This window comes from Fibrobacter sp., from assembly GCF_045601785.1.
Taxonomy (GTDB): Bacteria; Fibrobacterota; Fibrobacteria; order Fibrobacterales; family Fibrobacteraceae; genus Fibrobacter.
In genome coordinates, this window is the sequence record NZ_JAZSAF010000006.1 from 40507 (window position 1) to 66312 (window position 25806).

Genomic DNA, 25806 nt, shown 5'->3' on the forward strand with positions numbered 1-25806 from the left:
GAGCTATTTGAGCCCAAAGCGAAGCGACCTCAAAGGCGCTTGCGCCGCCCTCATAGCCCATACCTCTTAAAAGTGGATCACGCGGACCTTGATGACCTTCTCGAGCTTGGAGAGCTTCTCGATGATAGAGTCGTCCACCTTGCTTTCGACGTCAACGAGGTTGTAACCGATCTTGCCGTTGCTCTTGTTGCTGAAGCTGGCAATGTTGATGCCTTCGGCGCCGAACACCTTCGTGATTTCGGAAATCATGTTCGGAACATCCTGGTTGATGACCACGACGCGGCTCTTGACGCCAGCGTGCGGGTGATCGACGAGGGCCGGGAAGTTCACGGAATTGCGAACGCAACCGAATTCGATGTAGTCCTTCAGTTCTTCGACTGCCATCACGGCGCAGTTTTCTTCGGCTTCTTCGGTGGAGGCGCCGAGGTGCGGGAAGCAGGTCACCTTGTCGTTCTTGATGAGGTCGGCATCCGGGAAGTCGCAGAGGTAGCCCTGGAGGGAACCGGAAGCGAGCATTTCGTTGACCGGGGCCATTTCCACGATGCCGCCGCGGGCAAAGTTCATGATGTAGCTGCCCTTGAAGCCGGCGAGGTTCTTGCGGTTGAGCAAGTTCTCGGTAACGCCCTTGATGAACGGAACGTGTACGGTGAGGAAGTCGGACTTCGCAATCACGGTGTCGAGGTCGGCGATTTCCACCTTGTTGGAAAGTTCGTGCATGTTGGCGGCGTTGGGATACGGCTCGTAAGCGATGACGCGCATGTTCTTCCAACGGGCATAGTTGGCAACGAGCACGCCGATCTTGCCGAGGCCAATCACGCCGAGAGTCTTGCCAGCGAGTTCCATGCCGGCGAACTTCTTCTTGCCGCTTTCGACGGTCTTCGCAAGGTCCGGGTCGGTGGTGTCGAGGTTCTTGACCCATGCAGCAGCCTTGTCCACGTTACGGACGGCCATGCCGAGCACGGTCATCACGAGCTCGGCAACGGCGTTGGCGTTTGCACCCGGGGTGTTGAACACGCAGATGCCCTTTGCAGAAGCCTTGTCGATGGTGATGTTGTTCACGCCGGCGCCGGCGCGGGCGACAGCCAAGAGGCCGTCAAAGTTGTCGGTATCAACCTGGGCGGAACGCACCAAGATAGCATCCGGATTCTCGACAGAGTCGGAAACCTGGTAGAACGAGCCAAACAGGCTCAAGCCTTTCTTGGAAATGTTGTTCATCGTCTTAATAGTTGCCATTGTATTGTCCTTTGTTAATGTTAAATAGCTTTGGGGTCGCTTCGCTTTGAGGTTTGAGGTCGGCACTTCGTGCCTTTGAGCTTTTACAATCGCGCCTTCGGCGCCAATTTTTTGCTCAAAGCCTTGTGAAACAAGGCGTGCTCATACCCCATAGCCCATACCTCTAAGGTTCTTGCCACCTGCCTCTCTCTTTTATCAAATTCACGAGTTCCTCGATGGCGTCTTCTTCGGGGATGTTCTTCTTGACCGCCGTCTTGCCCTCGAACAAAGTGATGCGGCCGGGGCCACCACCCACGTAACCGAAGTCGGCGTCGGCCATTTCGCCCGGGCCGTTCACGATGCAGCCCATGATGCCGATGGAAATGTCGGAGAGGTGTCCGAAGCGGGCCTTGATCTTCCCCATCACCTGCTGAATATCGTAGAGGGTGCGGCCGCAGCTCGGGCAGCTGATGAAGTTCGTCTTGCTGCGGCGGCAGTAGGCTGCCTGCAGAATGTCGAATGCAAGGAGCACGCTTTCCTTAGCGCCCTTGTAGCCGTCAATCACGACGGCATCGCCAAGACCGTCGGTCACCAGGCTTCCGATGTCGGCGGACACGCGGAGCGTATCGCGTTCGCTGTCGTTAATTTTCGCGTAAAGTAGAATGGGGTCTTGGCGACCTGCGGCTTCGAGAGCAGCGGCAAGGGCGCGCACGCCCGAAACCATCTCGGCGCCGGTGTAGCAGAATACGGAATCTGCGGGCACGCTCGCCGGATTCGCGGCGAACCCCGCGATGTCCATGGCATCCTTGAACTGCACCACGGGGGTGGCATCCAAGCTCGGCAGGGCGAATTCAGCGTTGCGGCGTTCGCCGGTAAGTGCAATCGCATCGGCCTTCACGCCAACCTTCACCGGATTGCTACCACCAATATCCACGCCTGCAATCTTCACGACAGAAGTCGTGCGGCGTTCGTAATGGTACGGGTCCTTCTCAAGAACCGGCACGTTGTATGCCGTCGGAGCAGCAGGCAATGCGCAGGCCTTAATGAGTTCCTGTGCTACCGGGACTTCGGCCACCGGATCTTCAGTCAAAGAAACGCGTATCGTATCTGCCAGGCCATCGAGCAGGAGTGCGCCGATGCCCGCGGCCGACTTGAGTCGTCCGTCGGCACCCGCGCCCGCTTCCGTCACGCCCACGTGGAACGGGTACGGCTTGAAACCTTCCTGCTTAATGCGGGCGGCGAGCATGCGGTAGGCGGCAATCGCCACCCGCGGGTTGCTGCTCTTGAGGCTCAAAACGACCTGGTCAAAATGTTCGGCTTCGCACACGGCCAGGTATTCCATGGCGCCTTCCACCATGCCTTCCACCGTGTCGCCGTAGCGGTAAATCATGCGGGCCGCTAGCGAACCGTGGTTCACGCCGATGCGGATGGCGCGTCCCAGGCGCTTGGCCTCTTGCACGAACGGCGTAAAGGCCTCGGCAACCTTTTCCTTGCCCTCGTCGAACGACTTGTCCGTCTGTTGGTCCAGCGTCAAAATACCCGTATCCACAAAGTTACCCGGATTGATGCGGACCTTCTCGACCCACTTGAGGGCTTCGAAAGCGGCCTTCGGCTGGAAGTGGATGTCGGCGGAAACCGGCACCGTGCAACCGGCGGCACGCACCTGCTTCATCACTTCTTCGAGGCCCTGGGCATCGGCTAAAGTCGGGGCGGTAATGCGAACCAGTCCACACCCTACCTTGGCGAGTGCTAAAGTTTCCGCCACCGTCTTCTCCACGTCTTTCGGCTTGGTGGTGGTCATGGACTGAACTAAAATGGGGGCATTGCCCCCGATAAGTGCGTCGCCAACGCGGACTTGTACAGTTTCCCTGCGGACGGCGTTGAAGCGGTCGGCAACATAGGGGAATTCGCTAAACTTTGTCATGCCCTAAATGTAGAAAAAAATTCCCCAAATTAGGCTTCGTTTTCTTTCAAGTTGCTATAGTATTCTTCGAGTTTGCTGCGGCAGGCGATAAAGCAGTCTTTCAGCGAGGGATCAAACTGCGTTCCCATTCCTTCGATAATGATGTCGTAGGCTTCGTTGAACGACATTTCGGCCTTATAGCAGCGCTTAGATACCAGCGCGTCATAGACGTCTGCGATAGCCATGACGCGGGCTTCGAAGGGAATCTCGGTTCCCTTCAGCTTTTGCGGATAACCGAACCCATCGAAACGTTCGTGGTGGTAGCGGGCCACATTGCGGGCGATCTTTACGAACTCGGGCGACTCGACCGAAGTGAGCAGGTTCTCAACAATCATGGCCCCCTTTTCAGGGTGGCTCTTCATTTCTTCGTATTCCTGCGGCGTAAATCGTCCGGGCTTTCTCAGGATGCGGTCATCGATGGCGATTTTTCCGATATCGTGCATCGGTGCCGCCGATACCAGGCTGTCGTAGAAGAATTCCGACTGACCAAGTTTCTTGTCTTTTCGTAGGTATTCTACAAGGATCGAAACGACCTGGCTGGTTCGCTTGATGTGGCTTCCCGTGTTGCTGTCGCGGTTTTCGACCATGTGCGCCATGCCAATGACCATCTGTTCCTGGATAGAACGAATTTGCGTGTCGTTTTCCTTGAGCATCATTTCGAGACGAACATTGTTGGTGCCCAGCATATTGATGTAATTATGCACGGCAGTCTCGTCTTCAATCTTGAACAGGTTGATTTTTTCAAAAAAGGAGAGAGGAAGCTGATTAAGCTTGATTTTGTAGAATTTGCCGTCGATTTCCAGTTTTTTTTCGGTAATGACCTTGCCTTGTCTCAATTCCTTGTTCCATGCAATCAACATACGATTCAATTCGGAATTGCTAGGGGTCGTGTGGTCGATTCGGCAATTTTTCAGATGGGGGAAGGTCTCGTAGGCGACGGCGTTGCAACCGAGGAAACTGTTGTCAGAGGCGATAAGGACATAGCTGTCTGTGTTCTGGGTTTCTAGCACCTGGGAAATGATCTGCTCGAAGTTGTAGCGCTTGACTCTAAAGCAAATGTACAGAAGAGCGCATTGGTCGAATACGTAGACGGCGGGCATGACCAGTGTATCGCTTTCAACGAATCTCGAAATGAAGAACGACAGGATCGAAACAGCTTCCATGGAAGAAAGCGCGATTAGGCTCTTGAACGAAACATTCTTTTTCTTTGCAAAGGCGTAGACGATGAGTGCGACATTGATGATTACAAAGCCTGTCATCAGGAAGTTGAAGATATCGTGGCCGAATCCATAGGTGGCAACATAGTTGCTATAGCCATTTTCGTGTATAAACTTGATGGTTGTGTAATAGATGTCGTTGATGCCAATGGTTTGTGAAAAGCCAAATACGACGAATACGGCCAGCGTGAGAATATGGTGGCACCACGGCGAAAGGCGAATTTTGCAGATGGAAAGGCATGCGTCAAAGGTGAATAGCGGAAGGAATATTGATCCCACATAGATCATCTTAATGCAGACAATCGCTTGGTCCAGATTTGGCGACAACGCCAGTAACAGGTGTCCCAAACAAGAAATAAAGACAGAAAAGAAGAGCAGTGTGTAGGGACCATTTTGCTTGGGATTGACGCGGTAATGCAGCAAAATGTTAAACGCCGCGACAACACAAAGAACTGTCAAATAAATAATGACCATACCCTTATCCCATTTTCAATCCAAGCAACATAATAAATATAGCTTGAGAATTCTTTTTTGTGAAAACTATTTTCAAAATAAAAATGTTTTTTATGTGTTTTTTTGTGTAAAAAAACGGCCATCTGCCTAAAATGACAGATGACCGTATTTTAATTTGCTTGTGAAGCGTTTATTTGTTCGAAGTTAACCTTCAACTGCGCCTGCTTCGGGTGCAGCCGGAGCAGCTTCTGCAGCAGGTGCTTCAGCGGCCGGAGCTTCAGCAGTCGGGGCAGCCTTCGGAGGAAGGAGCGCCTTCATAGAAAGCTTCACCTTGCCCTTCGGGTCAACACCGAGGCAGAGCACTTCGACTTCGTCACCCACGTGAACGACGTCTTCGACCTTATCGACGCGGTGGTCGGCAAGTTCGGAGATGTGCACAAGACCGTCGCGACCCGGGAGGATTTCGACGAATGCGCCAAACGGCTGGATCGTCTTGACCTTGCCCTTGTACTTGCGGCCCGGTTCGGGTTCGGCAGTGAGCTCTTCGATCATGCGGCGGCAGACTGCAGCGGCCTTGCCACTGGGAGCGGCAATGTCGATGTTGCCATCGTCGTCGATGTTGATTGTGCAACCCGTCTGAGACTGCATGCCCTTGATCACGGAGCCACCGGAACCGATGACGTCGCGGATCTTGTTGGTCGGGATGCGCATCTTGATCATGGTCGGAGCCTTCTCGGAAACCTTCGGACGCGGAGCGGCGAGGCCGAGTTCAGCCATCTTGCCGAGAATGTGCAGACGGCCTTGGCGAGCCTGTTCCAGAGCTTCGCGCATGAGTTCCGGCGTAATGCCGCGGATCTTGATATCCATCTGGAAGGCAGTGATACCTTCGGCAGTACCCGTCACCTTGAAGTCCATGTCGCCGAGGTGGTCTTCCGTACCGGTGATGTCGGTCAAGATCTTGATCTTGCCGCCTTCCTTCACGGAACCCTTTTCGGAGATGAGGCCCATAGCGACACCTGCGACCGGAGCCTTGATAGGAACGCCAGCGTCCATCAAGCTGAGGCAGCCACCGCAAACAGAGGCCATGGAAGAAGAACCGTTGGATTCCTGAATTTCGGAAACCACGCGGATGGTGTACGGGAAGTCTTCCGGCAGCGGGAGCACTGCTGCGAGAGAGCGTTCGGCGAGGTGGCCGTGACCGATTTCGCGGCGGCTCATGCCGAGGCGCTTGCATTCACCCACGCAGTACGGCGGGAAGTTGTAATGCAGCATGTAGCTCTTGGAGCCTTCGCCCTGCAGGCTTTCGTAGCGCTGTTCGTCGGCCTTGGAGCCCAGCGTGCAGACAACGAGACCCTGGGTTTCGCCACGCTGGAAGATTGCAGAACCGTGAGCGCTGGGGAGAACGCCCAGTTCGATTTCGATGGGGCGGACTTCGGTCGTAGTACGGCCGTCGAGACGCACGTCTTCGTTCAGGATCATTTCGCGCATGGCGGTGCGTTCGTAGTCGCTGAAGATTGCCTTAGCGTCTGCAACGAGAGCAGGATCCTGTTCTTCGTCCTTGCCAATGATGGCGAGAATGCGTTCGTCTTCCAGCATCTTCGCGCAGAGGTCTGCCATAGCCGGATAGAAGTCGGTCTTCACCATGTTGGAGTGGACGTCCTTGTTCAGTTCGTCCCACACGACTTCCTTCACCGTGGCGAGAAGCTTTTCGTGGGCTTCGCCAACGTGCTGGGGCTTCAGTTCCATCTTGGGCTTAGCGCAGCGGTCCACCAGTTCCTGTTGGGCCTTGCACATGAGCTTGATGGCTTCGTGACCGGCGAGAATTGCGTTGATCATCGTGTCTTCGGACACTTCGTAGGCACCGCCTTCCACCATGCAGACGGAATCTTCGGTACCGGCGACCACCAGGTCCAGATCGGCGCAGGCCATCTGTTCGTAGGTGGGCATCACGACGTTCTGGCCATCGACAACGGCCACGCGCACGGCGGCAACCTGCTGTTCGAAGGGCAGTTCAGAAAGACCGATGGAGAGGGATGCTGCAGACACGCCGAGCACATCCGGTGCAAACTTGCGGTCAGCAGAAAGAACCTGCACGATCACCTGGACTTCGCGCGTGAAGTTCTCGGGGAACATCGGGCGAATCGGGCGGTCAATGATACGGGCAGAAAGAGTTTCTTCGTCGCTGGGGCGTCCGGCTTCGCGCTTGTTGTAGCCGCCCGGGAGGCGACCAGCAGCGTAGGCCTTTTCACGATATTCCACAGTGAGGGGGAAGAAGTCACCTTCCTTTTCTTCGCCGTAGCAGACAGTGGAAAGCACGAATGCATCGCCCATCTTGGCGACTGCAGCACCGCGTGCCTGCTTGGCAATACGGCCCGTTTCAAACGTGATTACACGGCCGTCGGGGAGCGTAACAGACACTTCCTTCGGGTCGAGCATCTTGCCGTATTTTTGATGGTATGCGTCAATAGACATAAATTTCTCCAGTCTGAAGAATTAGCCGCGCAGACCGAGTTCCTTGATCAAGGCACGCTGGGCGATAATGTCCTTTTCGCCGTAGTACTTGAGGAGGTTCTTGCGCTTAGAAACCATCATGGACAGACCGCGCAGGGAGTGGAAGTCCTTCTTGTGGGTCTTTGCATGTTCGGTGAGGTTCTTGATCTTCTCGGTGAGGAGAGCGATCTGAACGCGGACGTTACCGGTGTCCTTTTCGTTTGCTCCGAACTTAGCGGTGATTTCTGCAGCCTTTTCTTTAGTGATAGTAGCCATTATAGCCATTCCTTTTTTGTTGTTTTTTGCGGTCACCACCGTGGTGACCTGTTTCATTACATGTTTTTGTCCGAGTTTCCCTGCTCTTGCACCAGTGGAATTGGCGAATCTGGTCACAGGACCCAGGCAAAAATGCAATTTGAGGGTATATATAGAAAAGTTTTTCTAAAGATTTTTTGTTTTTTTCAGTGCAATTACCCATTTAAGGGGTTAAAATCGTTTTTTTATATGCGGGAGGGGCCCCAGCTCGGAGTTGCGAAGGCCGCACGGGCCCCTCCCTGCACCCTCCCCATCCTTGGCCGACGCTTTATTTTGTCGCCGTATGCCAGTTTTTATAATATGAGCTGATATCTCGCTTTATAGAGAAAGAGTTTCTATATTTTCCGGCGAAAAAAGACTATTGACTAGTGACTGTATAATGGAAACCGCTAGAAAAGACAACAACTATCTGTTTGATTCTGGGAATCTCTCGGAAGGGGCGCTTGCCAAGAAGCACCGCCTTGAAAACGACCCGAGCTCCCGTACTAATATAATGGATTATCTGCCCGGCATGGAAGTCATCCAGTCGGACATCGCCGACAAGGTCCTTTCCGAATCCGAGAACTACGATTACAGCAAGTACACCGGCAAGGACGTGAAGCGCGCATTGGAACACGAACGCTGCACGCTCGAAGATTTTAAGGCGCTTCTTTCTCCGGCGGCCGCTCCGTATCTGGAACAGATGGCCGCGAAGGCGAAAATCGAGACCAGCAAGCACTTCGGCAACAACGTGTACTTCTTTACGCCGCTCTACATTGCAAACTATTGCGAAAACTACTGCGTCTATTGCGGGTTCAACTGCTACAACCACATCAAGCGCATGCAGCTCACCATGGAGCAGATCGAGCACGAGATGAAGGTCATCGCTGACAGCGGCATGGAAGAAATCTTGATTCTCACCGGCGAAAGCCGCGCCAAAAGCAGCGTGGAATACATTGGCGAGGCCTGCAAGCTTGCACGCAAGTATTTCCGCATGGTGGGCATCGAAGTCTACCCGGTCAACGTGGATGAATACCGCTACCTGCACGAATGCGGCGTGGACTACGTGACGGTTTTCCAGGAAACTTACGACAAGGTTCGTTTCGAACAACTTCACCTGATGGGGCACAAGCGCGTGTTCCCGTACCGCTTCGACTCGCAGGAACGCGCCCTAATGGCGGGCATGCGCGGGGTGGCATTCTCCGCGCTCCTCGGCCTTTCGGACTTCCGCCGCGACGCGCTCGCATCGGCGCTCCATGTGTATTACTTACAAAAGAAGTATCCGCATGCTGAGATGAGCTTAAGCTGTCCGAGACTGCGCCCCATCATCAACAACGACAAGATTGACCCGCTGGATGTTCACGAAAAAGAACTCTGCCAGGTGCTTTGCGCTTACCGTATCTTCTTGCCGTACGTGGGCATTACGGTTTCCAGCCGCGAAAGCAAGGAATTCCGCAACGGAATCGTGAAGATTGCTGCAACGAAGGTCTCCGCCGGCGTTTCTACGGGCATTGGCGACCACGAAAGCAAGTACAGCGGTCACGATGACGGGGAAGGCGGCGACGAACAGTTCGAAATCAACGACGGCCGCAGCTTTAACGCCATGTACTCTGACATTTCGGGCGAAGGCTTGCAGCCGGTATTGAACGATTATTTGTACGTATAACGGTTAGTCGCTGTATTGGCAGCCGATATCGCCGTAGGTGGAGAAACAGGTGCCGTTATCTGTGCGGAATGCGGCATTCCAGTTCTTGCCGTTGGGCAGTATGTATACTTCCAATGAATGACCGGGATCTTTGATATCGGTCCAACGAGCGTTCATCGTAAAGCGCGTGTTCTCGTCCTTCTTTCCCTTATTCAAGGCTAGGCTAATGAACATTGGCTTTTTGGGGGCTGTTCTTTGCCAGTCCTTATTTTTTTTGTCATCATGCCATTGGAATGATGTATAGGTGCTAGTTTCTTTTTTGTAGTTATTTGTAATTCTATCGGCAACGATATCGGCAACGCCCTCAAAGCCCGCTTCTCTCAATGCGTCGCACCAAGTTCCGCTGGTACCCAGAATTGCGCTGACGTTGTAAGTGTTGTTCGCTTCATTGTGACTGTCTTGAACATTGACTGAAAGGCCGTTATGGACTTCGATGACAAAAAGTGAGGCGCCTCGTACATATTTGAAACCATCATACATTTTCGTGATCAGTTTTTGCCGTTCATCATCGCTTAATTTTTTTGCGGTGGTCGTGTTTGTTAAGGCTTCCTCGTTTTCGAGCAAAGCTTTGTTCAGTGCATCGCGCAGATAGTAAAGCTTCATCAAGTCTGCTTTTTCTTTGGTCTTTTCGATGACTCCCATAATCTTGGGGGCACCCACTCCTGCGAGGACGCCGAGTATGACTATAACCACCATGATTTCAATCATGGTAAAACCACGTTTCATATGGAATTTTCCCTTCATATGCCAAAATATAGCTGTTTTTCTATTTTTGGCACTAAATTTTTGCATTATGTTGACTTCTCTCGCACTAATATTCTTGCTAGGGTTACTTTTAGGCTCGATTTTCGTCAAGCTTAAGCTCCCGAGCATTCTCGGGATGATTCTGACGGGGATTATTCTCGGTCCCCATGCACTGAACCTGCTTCGACCGGCTTTTTTGGATATTTCGGCGGATTTGAGGCAGTTGGCCTTGGTTATTATCCTTACAAGGGCGGGATTGACCCTGGATATGCGGGAATTCAAGCGGATTGGCCGCGCTGCCCTCTTGATGTGCTTTGTACCCGCTTCTATTGAAATTGTGGGTGTCGTTTTGCTTGCGCCGCCACTGATGGGTGTGACTTACTGGGAAGCAGCCCTCATGGGGTCTACCATTGCGGCGGTGTCGCCGGCGGTGGTGGTGCCGCGCATGCTCAAGATGCGCGAAGAGAATCGCGGCGTCAAACGGGGGATTCCGCAGATGCTTCTGGCTGGCGCTTCGCTAGATGACGTGTATGTGCTGGTGACTTTTGCGGCGTTCCTTGCGCTTTTGAAGGGGGAATCCGTTTCGGCGACGAGCTTTCTTTCGGTGCCGGTATCCATTGCCCTCGGGGCTGCAGTGGGGGTGGCCTGCGGGTATGCCCTGGTGTGGTTCTTTAAGCACAAGCACATGCGCGATACGGTGAAGGTGCTGATTATCTTGAGTTTCGCCTTCTTGCTGAACGAACTGGAACATGACATTAGCGATGTGGTGCCGTTCAGCGGCATGATTGCGGTGGTCGCCATTGCGGCCTGCATTTACGGAAAGCATCCGGAACTTGCGAAACGCATCAGCGGCAAGTTCACCAAGTTCTGGGTCGCGGCCGAAATTATCTTGTTTGTGCTGGTGGGTAGCACTTTGGATGTGGCCTACGCGTTTACGGCGGGAATCGGGGCGATTTTTGTGGTGCTCGGAGCCATGTTCTTTAGAATGGCGGGCGTGGCCATTTGCATGTGGCGCACTCCGCTGAATTACAAAGAACGCCTGTTCTGCATGCTGGCCTACGTGCCGAAGGCGACGGTGCAGGCGGCCATCGGTGGCGTGCCTTTGAGCTTTGGTTTGGCATGCGGCAACAACGTGCTGACTTTGGCGGCGGTGGCGATTATGGTGACGGCCCCGCTCGGAGCCATCTTTATAGATAAAACTTATAAGCGATTGGTGCCGGTGGATTCGGACGAGAACGGCTAAGCGAATTTAGCTAGGCGAGTTCGTTGACGGCTTCGAGGTATTCCTCGAGGGTTCTTGATTTCTCGATTTTCTTGCGGATCCTTTTAGGAAGGCCCGCGTACGTCCAGAAGGGGCGAATTTTGTCTAGAATTTGGGCGTTGCCTTGCAAGCGGCGGGCGTAGTCGGCCGCGATGTCGGCGTGGATTTTGAGCAAAGTTTCTGTCGCGGTGCCGCAGGGGAGTCCGGCGTACTGGGCGGCCAAAACCGGGTTTGCGAGGAGGCCCCTGCCGATCATGATTCCGGCAATCTTCGGGTAGCGGCTCTCGATGAATTTCATTTGTTCTAGGTCGGTAATGTCGCCATTAAAAATCAGCGGATGTTTGCATTCGCTGTAGAATTTGTCGAAAGTCTCGAAGTCTTGCGCGCCCTTATACTGCTGGATTCCCACCCGCGGGTGCAGGGTAATGTGGGCGAGGGGAGTATCATTTAAAAGTGGTAGCAGCTGCAGGCATTCTTCTGGGGAGTTGAGCCCGAGACGCATCTTGATGCTGAACTTGGGGTGTTCGCTCTCGGCCATGCTTAATTTGTTTATGGCGTCGAGAATCTCGCGGACTTTTTCGGGCTGGGGGAGTATTCCGGAGCCTCGGCCTGACTTGGTCTGCATGGGGTAGGGGCAACCCATGTTGATGTCGATTTCCTTAAAGCCGAGCTCCGTAACGGTCTTGGTCAAATGGTTGAATTCCTCGACGTCGCGGACGATAATCTGGGGGACCAGGTGGTAAGGGTGTTCGGCTTGCAAATCGCGGAGGTCTTTGGCTCGGACTTCGCCTTTTTCTAACCTAAGAAACGGTGTGTAATAGGTATGGATTCCTGGGGCGAACTTGCTGTGGGCTAGCCGGTATGCCGATTCGGTAAAACCTTGGAGTGGGGCAAAGTGAATGGGTAGCATGGCTACGGGTTGCGCGATTTACGAGCAGCGCAGCACTTGGCCCGGGCGGATCATGTTGCCCTTGATGCCGTTCAGCTGCTTGAGACGCCTAATCGAAATTCCGTACTTGCGGGCAATTTTTCCGAGGCAATCGCCGCGGCGCACCTTGTAGTAGCGGTGTTTGGAAAGTTCCTTCTGGTAGTCCGCTTCGACCAGCTGCAGCTGCTCCTGGGTGATTTCCGTCATCGCGTTGATGAACGTGCCTTCTTCGAAGTTGAACACCGTGGCGGGGTCGATGTAGGTGTTGTTGAAGCGCATCTCGAAGTGGAGGTGTGCGCCGAAGGATCGGCCCGTATTGCCGCCCACGCCGATGGTGTCACCTGCCTGCAGGGTGTCGCCGACGTTCACCTGCCACTTGGCCAGGTGGGCGTAAAGGGTGGTAAGGCCGTTGCCGTGGTCGAGGATGACATACTTGCCGTAACCTCTGCGGCGGCCCTGGTTGCGGACTTTAACGACGACGCCTGTAAAGGCGGCGACAATGGTGCGGTCTTCGCCGTGGCAGAGTCCAAGGTCCACGCCTCGGTGCATGCGGTAGGTGCGGATGCCGTAGGGGGCCGAGACGCGCCTGCTTGCGGAGGGGACGAAGGCGGTGGTCATGTCGAGAATGAGCTTGCTTGCGGAATCTACCATGGCCGAATCAGCTTCGCTCATGTCGGCGGCGAGCTGCGCATCGGCTTCTTCCTGGCTCATTTCGGGTTCGTTATCGGTGCTGTCCGCTTCGCTTACGGCTTCGGCTTGGACAATCTCTTCGGCGAGGCTGTTCGATGCGCTTTCGGCAACGCTGTCGACTACATTGCCGGCGTCTGCTTCATCAACAATGGAGTTTCCAGAAAATTCACTTTCTGTTTCAGAAATTTCTGTGTTTGTAGTCCTCTCTTCTATAGAGGCTTCCTTGCGTTCGTCGACTAGAGGAACCGCATTCTTGGCCATGTTGTCTTCTTTGGCAAAAGCGGCGATTGTTAGCGCGCAAGCGACTGTAAGGACTTGTGTAAGGATTCGAAATTTCATGATTTATGGGGGCAAAGATAGTCTATTTGTCCGGAATTGTCATATAAGGTTGTGATGTAGCTCAAATTTTTCTATCTTTGCCGCCGTCAGGGCCTATCATCCAGGTAGGTTCCTAGTCCGGCACGCCAAAGCGCCTGCCGATAAAGGATTATAAAATGGCAAAGAAAGTTCAGGATGCCCTCAAGGACATCATTTCCCTCTGCAAGCGCCGCGGTTTCATTTTCCCCGGCTCCGAAATTTACGATGGCCTCGCCAACACTTGGGACTACGGTCCGTATGGCGTGGAACTGAAGCGCAACATCAAGAACCTCTGGTGGAAGAAGTTCGTGACCAGCCGCCAGGACGTGCTCGGTCTCGACAGCTCTATTCTTTTGAACCCCCGCGTCTGGAAGGCCTCTGGCCACGTGGGCAACTTCTCTGACCCGCTGGTGGACTGCCTCGCTTGCCACGAACGTTTCCGTGCCGACCAACTTTTGGAAGACAAGCTCGGCGAAGGCTGCTGCGCCGGCAAGAACTTTGACGAAGTCCACCAGATGATGATGGACAACAAGATCGAATGCCCGACCTGCGGCAAGACCGACTGGACCAAGCCCCGCGCATTCAACCTGATGTTCCAGACCGAAATCGGTGTGATCGAAGGCGAAGGCAACAAGGTTTACCTCCGTCCGGAAACCGCCCAGGGTATCTTCGTTGACTTCAAGAACATTGTCGATAACGTCCGCCCGCGCATCCCGTTCGGTGTGGGCCAGATCGGTAAGTCCTTCCGTAACGAAATCACTCCGGGTAACTTCATCTTCCGTACCCGCGAATTCGAACAGATGGAACTTGAATTCTTCTGCGAACCGGGCACCGAACTGGAATGGTACAACTTCTGGCGCAAGTACTGCTTCGACTGGCTCGTGAACGACCTCGGCGTGAACAAGGAAAAGCTCCGCCTCCGCGAACATGCCAAGGAAGAACTTTCCCACTACTCTAACGGCACTACCGACGTGGAATACGAATTCCCGTTCGGCTGGGGCGAACTCTGGGGTATCGCAAGCCGTACGAACTACGACTTGACGCAGCACCAGAACGAATCCAAGGTCAAGCAGGAATACATCGACCCGGTGCAGAACAAGCGTTACATCCCGTACGTGGTGGAACCGTCCCTCGGTGTGGAACGCCTGCTCCTCGTGCTCCTCTGCGACGCCTACGAAGTCGAAAAGCTCGAAAACGACGAACGTACCGTGCTCCACTTCGATCCGAAGATTGCTCCGGTGAAGGTCGCCGTGCTCCCGCTCGTGAAGAAGGGTCAGGTGAAGGCCAAGGCCGAAGAACTCTACCAGAAGCTACTCAACCGTTGGAACGTGGAATACGACGAAACCCAGTCCATCGGTAAGCGCTACCGCCGTCAGGACGAACTCGGCACGCCGTTCTGCGTGACCGTCGACTTCGACACGGTGGGCGAGGGTGAATCTGATCCGGCAAAGCTGGGCTACGTGACGGTTCGCGAACGCGACTCCATGAAGCAGGAACTGGTGAAGATCGACGAACTCGAAGCTTACCTGTCCGCCAAACTCGGCTGTTAAGCGCGGCGATGCCGCGCAGTGGTTAGTGGCTAGTGATTAGTGGTTAGGATTTATAATCGCGGCGGAGCCGCCCTGTTTACTAACCACTGCATACTAACCACTGTTAAAAGGGCCCGGAAACGGGTTCTTTTTTTATATTCTTGATTATCTGGGGTGGCGTATTGAATCCATATGTCTTGACATGTTCCCGCATTATTGTTATTTATTGAAAAAGCGTTCCACCTTTAAAAAAGGAAGTCCAATGAAAAAACTAGTCTTTGGGTGTCTTGCCGTAGCCACTTCTGTTATGGTTGCTTGTTCCGACGATTCCTCGTCCTCTGATGAACCCCAGGTATCTTGCCTTATGTCGGTTGTCATGGAAGACGAATTGATTCCTTATCTATGCATGCAGGCCCCGGAATCGGCAAAGGATTCCGTTGCAGAAGAGTGCGCTGACTTGACTGAGGGGGGGCTCACCTTGAAAGCCTCCTGGCAAGAAACGGGTTGCGATGCTCAAAACGCTAAGAATACCTGCGAATCCGATGATGGTTCGTCCATTTTCGTTTATGACAAGACTGTGGCCAAGCAAAGCTGCGAAGAATTGCTTGCAGACGATGAAGAAGAGGATGATGATTTTGACATTGAGGAAGATATTGTCGTGGATAGCACCAAGGTAATGTCTTTCTATAACAAAAAAATGGAGGTGTGCGTAGAGTATAAACTCGCCGCTACATTGAAATCAAGCGTGATGCAGTTTGCAAGTGATGACAAGGACATAGAATTTATCGACGGGTGCGCCTCCGTGGAAAAAGAACCTGTGCAAACCTGCGATGACGATAACGGCTTTGATACGATTGTCGTAAATTATTACTCGGATGAAGACAAGGGCAAGACCTGCGAAGAACTAGCCCCCTTTCAAAAAGTCGAAACTAAATAGGAATTCTCTGTGATATGGTAAGGTTTATTTCGCCGTTCTTGCGCATGGCCTTGTTCCTTGTGCTGTTTGCCCTTGTGGCCTGTTCCGATGATTCTTCCAGTTCAGCTAGTTCCGAAGGCATCGCCCGTTATACGGTCATTATCTATGGCCAGAATGGCGGGGACATGGAAAGGAGTATCGAGGCGACGATGAAAGATGTCAGGGATGTCATCGGAGACGAAAAAGATGTCCGTGTCCTGGTCGTCTATAAATATGGCTTGGATGGCAAAGACTTTGATGGAACCATGGCATACCCCGGACAGTTGCTGTTCTTTGAACTCACGAGGAATACCGACTTGTCTTCCATGAAAGATTCTGTAGCCATTGTAAAGGACTCCATCAAGTTCTATGATCCGGATTATTTGGCTTCAGTGATTAACTACGCACACGACAGCTTGCCGGCTCAGGAATACCTCTTTTTCCTGGAAGCCCATGGGGAGGGATTCAGTTTTGAGAGCGACTACCCAAAATCCAAGCGCGGAAGCCTGGCGAAACAGGCGGTGATGTCCGTGATGGAGGATGAATGGGTTACTTATGGTGAGTATGGGTATAATGAGTCCATGACCATGGAAGAATTCGCCACAGGAATCAAGAAATCAAAGATTCCTCATTTTAAGGCAATTCTTTTCCATAACTGCCTTATGGGAAACCTCGAATCCATGCAGGAAATTTACCCCTATGCAGATTACGTGATGGTGTCGGAACATTCCCTTATGACTTCGCGGGGGGAGCTAATGACTGAAATTGTGGATATATTGACCCATGACGAAGATGGTAAATTTGAAGAAATTGTCAAGGGAGCCTTTGAAAATAGGGATGTGCAGGTGGCCTGGAAAACGGAATATCTCCCCGGGGAACAGAATGGGGATTTCCAGTTTCTGAAAGCAGAAAAGCTGGCGAACTTGACGCCAATCGTGAAAAGGTTGTCTAGCCGCCTTGTTGCTCTTTACGCAGATGAAAAAATGAGGCCCTCCATAGACGTAGCCGCAGACAAGTGCTACAGGGTGGCGAACATATATTACCTGTACGACATAAGGGACTATGCGCGAAAACTTGCAGAAGAAACCAAGGATGACTCCCTGGTAAAAATTTCGGCAGATTTGGATAACGCGTTTGATTCCATGACGCTTGCACGTATGGAAGCACATTTTGCGAAGGATGCTCCACTGGACCATTTCTCGCTATCCGTAGTTCTGGTAGATAGCGCAACCTACAACAGCGGAATGAGTTTTACTAAAGCAAAAAAGCGTGACTCTTACGAACTGACGACTTTCCACAAGGAATCTGGTTGGGGAAATTGGTTGAATGTGAACGCTCATGCTCCCAAAGGAAATCCCACCGGTCAGGATTTGCTATAAAGAAAAAAAATGCATTCAAATGAAAAACCGGGTTCCATAGGAATCCGGTTTTTGAATTTCACTTGTCTAGAAGTTACTTCTTGAACTTCTTCAGAATCGCATCTGCCTTCACGAACTGCTGCTTGACGGACTTGGGACCGGTGCCACCTTCGATGTTACGGCGGCTCACGCTATATTCGAAGGTGAGCGTATTCTTCATCTGCTTCACGTTCGGGACGCCGGCGCTTGCCCAGGCCTCGTCGCTAAGGTCTGTGAATTCGAGGCCTTGGCGGGCGGCTTCGCCGACCAGGCTACCGACCACGTGGTGGGCATCGCGGAACGGCACGCCGGATTCGACGAGAAGATCGGCGAGGTCGGTAGCCAGCAGCGCCGGCAGCATCTTCGCGTGCATCTTGTCGAAATTGAAGCGTGCGCTTTCCAGGGCTTCTTTCATCACGCGGAGAATCACCTTCACGTTATGCACAGAGTCGAATACCGGTTCCTTGTCTTCTTGCAGGTCGCGGCTGTAGCTGAGCGGGGCACCCTTCACCAGCGTGTAGAGGGCGCTGAAGTTACCGAGCATGCGGCCGGACTTTCCGCGAATAAGTTCCATGGAATCCGGGTTCTTCTTCTGCGGCATCATCGAGGATCCGCTAGAGAATGCGTCGTGCAAGGTGAGGTAGCCGAATTCGCTGGTGCTCCAGTTTACAAAGTCTTCGGCGTAGCGGCTCATGGTGTTCGCGATAATCGCTAAATCGGCTTCGAATTCCAGCATCATGTCGCGGTGGCTCACTGCATCGATGCTGTTGGGGCTCACGCCGTTAAATCCGAGTTCCTTTGCGACGAGGGCACGGTGATAGGGGAATGCGGAACCGGCCATGGCGCCGCTACCCAGCGGAAGTTCGCTGTGCAGCTCCAAGAAATTGTCGAGGCGCTTCACGTCGCGGCTCACGGCAAAGAACATGCTCATCAGGTAATGGCTGAAGTAGATGGGCTGTGCCTGCTGCAGGTGAGTGTAGCCCGGCATCATCTTGCCGAAGTATTTCTTCGCGAGGTCGAGAACCGTTTCCATCAAAGAAACTTCGAGGGCGCGGATTTCGGCGGCGCGGTGACGCATGTAAAGCTTGAAGTCGGTGCAAACCTGGTCGTTACGGCTGCGGCCCGTGTGAATCTTCTTGCCGAGGGCGCCGATGCGTTCGGTGAGTACGCGTTCTACGGCCATGTGGATGTCTTCGTCAGATTCCTGCCAAAGGTTCTTGCCGGCCTTGTAATCCTTGAGGATGCTGGCGAGTCCGTCGCAAATTTTCTTGTAGTCGGCCTTGCTTAACACGCCGGATTCTACCAGGCCCTTGCCGTGGCCGATGCTTCCTTCGATGTCTTCTTCGATGAGTTCGGCGTCGAATTGCAGGCTGAAGCTCAGATCCACCATGCTCTGCGCCATGCCGCTAGCAAAACGGCCGGTCCACATGTTGGTCTGGGTGCCTTTCTTGGCTTTGTTTTCAGATTTCTTTGCGCTAGTCTTTGCCATAATTCAAGTCCTCAAAAATTCTTCTGCCTAAATATAGATATTTAAAATTTTGCTAGTAATTCGGAAAACAAAATTCCGAACTCCGAATTAGTCCTACATCAAAGCGTACTTGAGCAAGAATATCGCGGTGAGCACAATCATGACCCAGTGGACATTCTTGATCTTGCCGGTGAGAGCGTTTATCAAGGTGTAAGAAATAACGCCGAACATGATGCCGTCCGAAATGGAATAGGAGAGCGGCATGGCAATCATGCAGATAAAGGCGGGAATCGATTCTCTCGGGTTTGTCCAGTCAATTTTAGCGATGGAGGTCATCATGAAGTAGGCGACCATGATGAGCGCGGGGGCTGTTGCAAAGCCCGGAATCGCCATAAATACGGGGGCAAAAAGGAGCGAAAGCAAGAAGAACAGAGCGACCGAGACGGCGGTGAGGCCAGTCTTTCCGCCGTAGGCGACACCGGCTGCGCTTTCTACGTAGGTGGTCGTGGTCGAGGTTCCGCAAATGGCTCCTGTGGTGGTGGCGATAGCGTCTGCATAGAGCGCCTTGGAAAGGTTGGGAAGCTTGCCGTCTTCGGTCAGGAAGCCTCCCTTGACAGAAACTCCTATCAATGTACCTAGGGTATCAAAAATGTCTACAAACAGGAATGCGAATATTACGACGATGAAGTCGAGTGACTTGATGAGCGAGATGCCCTGTCCAATGATGGCGCCGTCGCGGGTATGAGTCCAGGATTCCGGATTGAAAAGTGCACCGCAGGTGATTCCGAATTCGCGGAAGGCGTGTCCAAGACTGTCCAGGTAATCACCGAACTGCGGAATCGCGGAATGGAATCCGGCTTCGGGATTCGGAACGTAGATTCCAACAAATTCGGTGACAATGCCGAGCAGCCAGGTCGCAAAAATTCCAAGAAGAATGGCTCCTCGAATGTCCTTGATGACAAAAGCCGATGTGATGATGATGCCGAGCAGGGTGAGAAGGGCCCAAATTCCGCTGGTGTGCATGTCGACATCGTGAAAGTTGATGAGACCCACGATAGTGTTATTGTTTGCGACGATAATTTTTCCGCCCTGCAATGCAATGAAGGCGATGAGTAGGCCTATGCCCACCGCAACGGCTGCCTTAAGCGAAAGGGGAATGCTGTTGAATATTTTTTCTCGTATTGAAACTGCATTGAGCAACAAGAAAATGATGCCTTCGATAAAGACAGCCCAAAGGGCGAATTGCCAGCTGTAGCCCATGCTGTTGACAACGGTGTAACTAAAGAAGGCATTGATACCAAGACCCGGGGCAAGCGCGAAGGGATAGTTTGAAAAGAATCCCATCATGGCCGAGCCGATGGCGGCTGCGATCACGGTTGCGATGAAAACACCGCCTTTGGGCATTCCTGATGCGGACAGAATTTCCGGGTTCACGGCCAGGATGTAGGCCATGGTCATGAATGTAATGAGTCCCGCTAGAAATTCGGTATGGATGTTCGTGTTGTTTTCGGATAGCTTGAAAAATTTTTCAAGAATCATTCCTTCCTTTCGTAGTTCCCGATTCTTCCAGCGAGCAATAGTCTTGTTTTTCTCCTTCATGTATACCTTCTTTTTAGAATCCTGAAAGCCTGTTTAGTATTTTCACCGGGGAGTTTGGGTGTTGATTTAGCCTAATGTTTCTGGTTGACGTCTCTAATGCGCTGCAACATGTCGGCATTCCACTGTTTGTCGCCCTTGATTTGATAACGATCGTTACCTTTGGGATCCTTGGTGAACGTGGTTATGCCATCTTTGTTAAAAGTAACGCGGCCCTTATCGGAAATATTGAACAGAGAATCCCCATAAACGGCGTTCAATACGGGCATGACATCCCACATTTTTTGGCCCGTACGGCAATCATTGTTCAAGTAGACTTGCTTAATCGGATGGGCGTCTGTCCATGAGATGTCATTGAAAATTTGTTCTGGAGTGTACTCAATGCCGTCGCCAACTTCGCCCGGAGAGAAAATGCGGGGAACATCATTAGGCCAAAGGTTGAAAAAATCAAGGCTGAAATCTATCGCTTGCCTGAAATTGTAGTCGGATTCTTCAGCATCGCCAAAAACACCTCCCATAATGTAAAGATTTTTAACTTTTGCCTTTACGAGATCTACACCTGGCAAGTCTGAATACTCGTCGGCCTTTGAATTGAGCAGGTTGGCCAGCGAAGTTACAAATCCGGTTGAAACGATAGTCACGGAATGGTCCGGTTCATCAGCAAGCAACTTGCGGTATAGCTTATAGCTGTCAAGAATCTTTGAGTAGTCGTCGACGCTGCGTTCGAACATGAGAGTCCCATCTGCATTGGTGTCGGCCGGGAGTTCTGCATAGTCAATCCAGACTTTCGGATCCTTGACTCCATTGCGTTCTAGTCCGATTGGAATTTCGCCAAGTCCGAAATAGGTGTTCATGACATCGGCGATGATGGTGTTGTTTTCTCCCATGCGGTCCACGACAACTCCCAAAAGCTTACATTTTTTTTCTTTATGACAGTCGTATAGGTTTTGCATGGCGAACAGGTCGTCGGTAGAAGACCCAATGTCGGTATCCAGAATGATATGGGGAGTGTCGGTTGCGGAATCATTTTTTTCCGCAGAATCGGCTTTTGCGCTACTGCTGTCGTCGGCGCAGGCTAGTAGTATCAAGGCTGAAAAGAAGCATAGATAGAGATTTTTTTTCATTTTTTAGTGTCCTTGAAACGATGTTAGGGATTCTACCTGGTATCTTTTGAGCGTTTCGCGCCCATTTAGGTCAAAGAGTTCAATGACGAAGGCGCAGCAGGCCACTTTCCCGCCGACATTTTCTATAAGCTGAGCGGCAGCCTTCGCGGTCCCTCCTGTTGCGAGCAAGTCGTCGATGATGGCTACACGCTGTCCGGGTTGAATGGCGTTCTTGTGGATTTCCATGGTGGCCTGTCCGTATTCCAGATCGTAAGAAATTTCGACGGTTTTGCGGGGGAGCTTGCCTTTCTTGCGTACAGGCACGAAAGGCTTGTGGAAATGTTCTGCGACAGAGACTCCGAATAAAAATCCGCGGGCTTCTAGACCCGCCACTACATCGAATTCATATTTCTCTAGGGACTTGTAGAGTGTGTCGAGTGTCAGCTTAAGTCCATCGGCATCGCCCAAAATTCCCGTGATGTCGCGGAAAAGAATTCCTGGCTTAGGAAAATTAGGTACAGAGATAATATAGTCTTCAATTCGTTTCATAATGGCGTCCTACTTCCAACTGTCTACAGCCTACTTAAAATTCCTTCCACAGTCGCGATAATTTTGTCCCTTTCGCCGCACCAGTCGGGGGCGATGAGCATGTCGCTCGGACTTTCTCCGCTAAAGCGTTCGATAGCGGTTTCAAAACCGATAATCTTGATCATCTCGGCGACCGCTTCGCAATATTCTTCAAAATTCAGGAGCTTGATTTCACCGTTTGCGTAGTCCTGCGCCATCACGGTACCCGCCACAATGTGCAACGGGTGAATCTTGACCGCGGCAAGTTTCAAGTCGCGTACCACTTGGGCGGTGTGCTTGAAATCTTCCATGGTTTCGCCGGGCAGCCCCACGATCACGTGCGTCGTGACGGTAAGTCCCGCCGCCTGGCAGCGCTTGACGGCATCTACGAATTCGGCGAGAGTATGCCTGCGGTTGATGGCGGCGAGTGTCAAATCGTTTGCGGTCTGCAGGCCGATTTCAACGATAATCGGCTTTTTGCGGTTGAGTTCCGCGAGGTATTCAATCTTTTCGTCTTCGAGACAGTCCGGGCGCGTACCTATAGCGAGGCCTGCAATTTCTTTATGCTTGATAATTGGGTCTATGATTCCGCGTAGGTGTTCGAGCGGGGCGTGCGTGTTCGTGTACGGCTGCAAGTAGGCCAAGATGCCTGCGTTCGGGTGTTTTTCGCGGAGCCTTGGCACGAACTTGTCGAGCTGCTCCTGAATCGAAACCTTCGCCTGGTCAAATACTGGACTGAAACTCCTGTTGTTGCAATAGCTGCAACCCGAAAAACTCTTGGTGCCGTCCAGGTTCGGGCAACTCATGCCACCGTTCAGCGGGAGCTTGCGCACCTTCAGGTAATTCGGGAAAATTTTCAGTAGCAAATCGCGGTACGGAGTGTAATGCATAATGGGAAAGATAGTAAACCGAAGGTCGGAATGTTGCGGGGTGGCGGAAATTTTCTAAATTTAAACCCAAGGTGAAAATGATGCGAAAAATCCTCCTCCCCATTTTTTTAGCGTTTTACGCGCTCGCCCTGGTTTCTTGCGAAAGCAAGCAGGCGGTAATCCCCAATAAAGTCCACTGCGTCAATGATCTCGGCCACAAGAAGGTGGGCGTGCAAATCGGCAACACCGCCGATATTTACGCGTCCGATTTCGGCGGCGATACGGCAAAAATCGACGTGGACCGTTACACGAAACTTGCCGATGCCATCCAGGCGCTCAAGCAGGGGAAAATTGACGCGGTCTTGAGCGATGATCAGCCTGCCAAGGCGTTCGTGCGAGAAAATCCGTCGCTTCGCATTCTGGACGAAGTCTTTGTCGAAGAAATGTACGCGGGGGTTGTCGCGAAGGGCAAAGAGGCTTTGCTCGATTCCGTGAACCAGGCGCTCGCTGCCATGAAAAAAGATGGTGTCTACGATTCGCTCTTTAACACCTACATCTACCGCACCGGCAACTACCATTATCAAAAGAAGGTGACCGAAGGCCCGAAACTCGTGCTTTCGACCAATGCCCAGTTCCCGCCGTACGAATACTACGAAAATGCAAAAATTGTCGGCCTCGATATCGAAATCGTGAACTACATCGCCGACTACCTGAACCGTACCGTCGAAATTCAGGACATTGAATTCGATGCGATTATCAACGCTGTTTCTTCGGGCAAGGCGGATGTCGGCTTCGCTGGCTTTACCGTGACCGAGGAACGCAAGAAGTCCATCAACTTTACGACTCCGTATACGCTCTCGAAAATTGTCGTGATTGTCCGCGGCGACGAGGCGGTGGAAAACGACGAGAGCTTTGCTGACCATTTCCGCAAGAATTTCGTGAAGGATTCCCGCTGGAAGTTTATTGCTCTGGGCCTCCGTAACACGCTCATCATTTCGCTCTTTGCTGCACTGCTCGGCATTCTGATTGGCTTTATCGTGGCGCAAATCCGCACCGGCAACGAATTCAACGGTCGCTACAAGGTGCTGAACGCGCTTGCTAAAGTCTACCTCGCCGTGATTCGCGGAACGCCGATGATGATCCAGTTGCTCATCATTTACTACATCGTTTTCGCTTCGGTGAATGTGAATAAGATTTTGGTAGCGATTGTCGCATTCGGTGTGAATTCGGGGGCGTACGTTTCTGAAATTATCCGTAGCGGCATCAAGGGCGTAGACCCGGGACAGGTCGAGGCGGGGCGCAGTCTCGGACTCAAGTTCCGCACGATTCTTTACAGCATCGTTTACCCGCAGGCGTTCAAGAACTCGCTTCCTGCGCTCACGAACGAATTTATCACGCTCATCAAGGAAACGTCCATTTGCGGCTACATTGGTCTGATGGACTTGACCCGCGGTGGAGACATTATCCGTAGCATGACCTACGAGGCAATGCTTCCGCTCCTTGCCGTGGCTGCCATTTACTTTGTCATTGTTGCCGGGCTTTCGGCCTGTGTTGCAAAGCTTGAAAAGAGGTTGAAGAAAAATGAACGCTAATGCAGAAACTTTAATCCAGGTCAAGGACCTTTGCAAATCTTACGGCGACAAGCAGATTCTCAAGGGAATTTCGCTTGACATTCATCGCGGCGACGTGATTGCGGTTATCGGGCCTTCGGGCTGCGGCAAGTCCACTTTCCTCCGCCAGCTAAATCTGCTTGAAACTCCGACTAGCGGCGACATTTTGTTGGACGGCAAGAGCATCTTGGTGAAGGGCTTTTCGAAGCCTGATGTTCGCAAGCGCGTGGGCATGGTGTTCCAGCAGTTTAACTTGTTCAAGAACATGACTGCCCTCAAGAATATCATGTTCGCTCCGATGAAATTGGGGCTCATGACCAAAGCCGAAGCGGAAAAGCGTGCGAAGGAACTCTTGGACCGTATCGGTCTCTTGGATAGGGCAGATCATTATCCGGCGCAGCTCTCCGGCGGCCAGCAGCAGCGTGTGGCGATTGCCCGCGCCATGGCCATGCAGCCCGAGGTAATCCTGTTCGACGAACCCACCAGTGCCCTGGACCCCGAAATGGTCGGCGAAGTCCTCAAGATCATGAAGGACTTGGCTAAATCAGGCATGACGATGGTCGTGGTGACGCACGAAATGAGCTTTGCCCGCGAAGTCGCCAACCGCGTGCTGTTCTTTGCCGACGGCTACGTCAAGGAAGACGGCACCCCCGAACAAATCTTCGACAATCCGAAAGATGCCCGCCTCAAGGAATTCCTCTCGGCACTGAAGAAATAATCCCTCTTATGTCATCCCCGCGCAGGCGGGCGGACAGCACTTAGCACTTTGGTGCTTAGTGCGCATGGTCACCAAGGTGGGGATCTCCATTTCTACTTATTTAACAACAATTTCCACGCTCGCAAGTTCCTTGCCGGTTTCCAGGTGGTGTACGCTGAATCGCGGGGGAGTGGTGGAGCCTTCGCCGAAGGTTTCGTAAATTCCAAAGGTCGGCGGGTTTCCGCCCTTGGGCAGGCTCGTGGAGCCGGGGTTCAGGCAGTAGACGCCGTCAGCGTTTTTTTCGGCAGTAAAGATGTGCGTGTGGCCCGAAAAATAGACGTCGGCCTTGTAGTGGCTGAACAGGTACGGGTCGTAGAGGTGACCGTGGCTCAAAAACAGGCGCAGCCCATTTTCCTCGAATTCGGCGTAGTCGGCAAGGCAGGGGAATCCGAGCACCATCTGGTCCACTTCGGCGTCGCAGTTTCCGCGGACGGCGGTAATCTTGTCCTTGAGCGGGCTCAAAAGCTCGACAACTCCTTGCGGGTCGTGCCCGCCGGGCAGCGGATTTCGGGGGCCGTGATAAAGGAGGTCGCCCAGTAAAAAGACTCGTTCGCAACTGAACTTTTCGAGGTAAGAAAGCGCCATCTTGCAGGCGAACGCAGAACCGTGAATATCAGAAAGAACTAGAGTGCGCATGCCAA

At 52.5% G+C, this 25806-nt stretch carries 21 protein-coding genes; 7 read left to right on the forward strand and 14 right to left on the reverse strand.

All coding sequences use genetic code 11. From position 1 onward, the window contains the following. Positions 1-66 precede the first annotated feature (66 nt). The 5 genes from ACKI61_RS01490 to rpsO all read right to left on the reverse strand — a co-directional run bounded on the left by ACKI61_RS01490 (position 67) and on the right by rpsO (position 7611). Positions 67-1233: a phosphoglycerate dehydrogenase gene (locus ACKI61_RS01490; protein ID WP_407446255.1), complete on the reverse strand. Its 1167-nt coding sequence runs from the start codon at positions 1231-1233 to the stop codon at positions 67-69. A 163-nt stretch (positions 1234-1396) separates the two neighbouring features. Continuing rightward, entirely contained in the window at positions 1397-3136 is a 1740-nt protein-coding gene (gene ispG, locus ACKI61_RS01495) for a (E)-4-hydroxy-3-methylbut-2-enyl-diphosphate synthase (RefSeq protein ID WP_407456046.1), read from the reverse strand. Between the two features lie 29 nt (positions 3137-3165). Then, the gene (locus ACKI61_RS01500) at positions 3166-4866 is read right to left on the reverse strand and encodes an HD domain-containing phosphohydrolase (RefSeq protein WP_407456047.1); all 1701 of its coding nucleotides are present in this window, start codon (positions 4864-4866) and stop codon (positions 3166-3168) included. Positions 4867-5049: 183 nt separating this feature from the next. Then, positions 5050-7317 carry a polyribonucleotide nucleotidyltransferase gene (gene pnp / locus ACKI61_RS01505; RefSeq protein WP_407456048.1) on the reverse strand — a complete coding sequence of 756 codons (2268 nt, stop codon included), beginning with the start codon at positions 7315-7317 and terminating at the stop codon, positions 5050-5052. Between the two features lie 21 nt (positions 7318-7338). Further along, the gene (gene rpsO / locus ACKI61_RS01510) at positions 7339-7611 is read right to left on the reverse strand and encodes a 30S ribosomal protein S15 (RefSeq protein WP_072978575.1); all 273 of its coding nucleotides are present in this window, start codon (positions 7609-7611) and stop codon (positions 7339-7341) included. A gap of 418 nt (positions 7612-8029) precedes the next feature. Between rpsO and thiH the strand changes: the two genes are divergently transcribed. Then, positions 8030-9295: a 2-iminoacetate synthase ThiH gene (gene thiH / locus ACKI61_RS01515; RefSeq protein ID WP_407456049.1), complete on the forward strand. Its 1266-nt coding sequence runs from the start codon at positions 8030-8032 to the stop codon at positions 9293-9295. A 3-nt stretch (positions 9296-9298) separates the two neighbouring features. Here the strand turns inward: thiH and ACKI61_RS01520 are convergent, their stop codons facing one another. Beyond that, on the reverse strand, positions 9299-10078 hold the full coding sequence (locus tag ACKI61_RS01520; protein ID WP_407456050.1) for a type II secretion system protein: 780 nt from the start codon (positions 10076-10078) through the stop codon (positions 9299-9301). A 49-nt stretch (positions 10079-10127) separates the two neighbouring features. Between ACKI61_RS01520 and ACKI61_RS01525 the strand changes: the two genes are divergently transcribed. Next, entirely contained in the window at positions 10128-11321 is a 1194-nt protein-coding gene (locus ACKI61_RS01525; protein WP_407456051.1) for a cation:proton antiporter, read from the forward strand. 10 nt (positions 11322-11331) lie between these two features. Here ACKI61_RS01525 and ACKI61_RS01530 read toward each other — a convergent pair whose 3' ends face one another. Together ACKI61_RS01530 and ACKI61_RS01535 are read right to left on the reverse strand one after the other, a co-directional pair. Then, complete coding sequence (locus ACKI61_RS01530) at positions 11332-12249, reverse strand: tRNA-dihydrouridine synthase family protein (RefSeq protein ID WP_407456052.1); 918 nt, start codon at positions 12247-12249, stop codon at positions 11332-11334. An 18-nt stretch (positions 12250-12267) separates the two neighbouring features. Next, on the reverse strand, positions 12268-13296 hold the full coding sequence (locus ACKI61_RS01535; RefSeq protein WP_407456053.1) for a peptidoglycan DD-metalloendopeptidase family protein: 1029 nt from the start codon (positions 13294-13296) through the stop codon (positions 12268-12270). Between the two features lie 155 nt (positions 13297-13451). On the opposite strand from ACKI61_RS01535, the gene ACKI61_RS01540 reads away from it, so the two are divergent. From ACKI61_RS01540 to ACKI61_RS01550, 3 genes are all read left to right on the forward strand, one after another. After that, entirely contained in the window at positions 13452-14864 is a 1413-nt protein-coding gene (locus ACKI61_RS01540; protein ID WP_072978530.1) for a glycine--tRNA ligase, read from the forward strand. 241 nt (positions 14865-15105) lie between these two features. Beyond that, complete coding sequence (locus ACKI61_RS01545; protein ID WP_298770899.1) at positions 15106-15780, forward strand: hypothetical protein; 675 nt, start codon at positions 15106-15108, stop codon at positions 15778-15780. A 14-nt stretch (positions 15781-15794) separates the two neighbouring features. Then, entirely contained in the window at positions 15795-17177 is a 1383-nt protein-coding gene (locus ACKI61_RS01550) for a clostripain-related cysteine peptidase (protein WP_407456054.1), read from the forward strand. A gap of 73 nt (positions 17178-17250) precedes the next feature. Here the strand turns inward: ACKI61_RS01550 and argH are convergent, their stop codons facing one another. The 5 genes from argH to ACKI61_RS01575 form a co-directional block, all read right to left on the reverse strand. After that, the gene (gene argH / locus ACKI61_RS01555; protein WP_407456055.1) at positions 17251-18684 is read right to left on the reverse strand and encodes an argininosuccinate lyase; all 1434 of its coding nucleotides are present in this window, start codon (positions 18682-18684) and stop codon (positions 17251-17253) included. A gap of 93 nt (positions 18685-18777) precedes the next feature. Next, the gene (locus ACKI61_RS01560; RefSeq protein ID WP_407456056.1) at positions 18778-20262 is read right to left on the reverse strand and encodes an NCS2 family permease; all 1485 of its coding nucleotides are present in this window, start codon (positions 20260-20262) and stop codon (positions 18778-18780) included. 71 nt (positions 20263-20333) lie between these two features. Next, positions 20334-21383 carry a nucleoside hydrolase gene (locus tag ACKI61_RS01565; RefSeq protein ID WP_407456057.1) on the reverse strand — a complete coding sequence of 350 codons (1050 nt, stop codon included), beginning with the start codon at positions 21381-21383 and terminating at the stop codon, positions 20334-20336. 3 nt (positions 21384-21386) lie between these two features. After that, positions 21387-21911, reverse strand: coding sequence for an adenine phosphoribosyltransferase (locus ACKI61_RS01570; protein ID WP_407456058.1), 525 nt, complete (start codon positions 21909-21911; stop codon positions 21387-21389). A 23-nt stretch (positions 21912-21934) separates the two neighbouring features. Further along, complete coding sequence (locus ACKI61_RS01575) at positions 21935-22819, reverse strand: TIGR01212 family radical SAM protein (protein ID WP_407456059.1); 885 nt, start codon at positions 22817-22819, stop codon at positions 21935-21937. Between the two features lie 77 nt (positions 22820-22896). Here ACKI61_RS01575 and ACKI61_RS01580 point away from each other — a divergent pair, with 77 nt between their 5' ends. Both ACKI61_RS01580 and ACKI61_RS01585 read left to right on the forward strand, forming a co-directional pair. Continuing rightward, on the forward strand, positions 22897-24390 hold the full coding sequence (locus tag ACKI61_RS01580) for an ABC transporter substrate-binding protein/permease (protein WP_407456060.1): 1494 nt from the start codon (positions 22897-22899) through the stop codon (positions 24388-24390). Beyond that, the gene (locus ACKI61_RS01585; RefSeq protein ID WP_407456061.1) at positions 24380-25126 is read left to right on the forward strand and encodes an amino acid ABC transporter ATP-binding protein; all 747 of its coding nucleotides are present in this window, start codon (positions 24380-24382) and stop codon (positions 25124-25126) included. The genes ACKI61_RS01580 and ACKI61_RS01585 overlap by 11 nt, the downstream gene beginning before the upstream one ends. A gap of 96 nt (positions 25127-25222) precedes the next feature. On the opposite strand, the gene yfcE is transcribed toward ACKI61_RS01585, so the two are convergent. After that, positions 25223-25801 (reverse strand): phosphodiesterase, encoded by a 579-nt coding sequence (gene yfcE, locus ACKI61_RS01590; RefSeq protein ID WP_407456062.1) that lies wholly within the window; start codon positions 25799-25801, stop codon positions 25223-25225. Between the last annotated feature and the right edge of the window lie 5 nt (positions 25802-25806).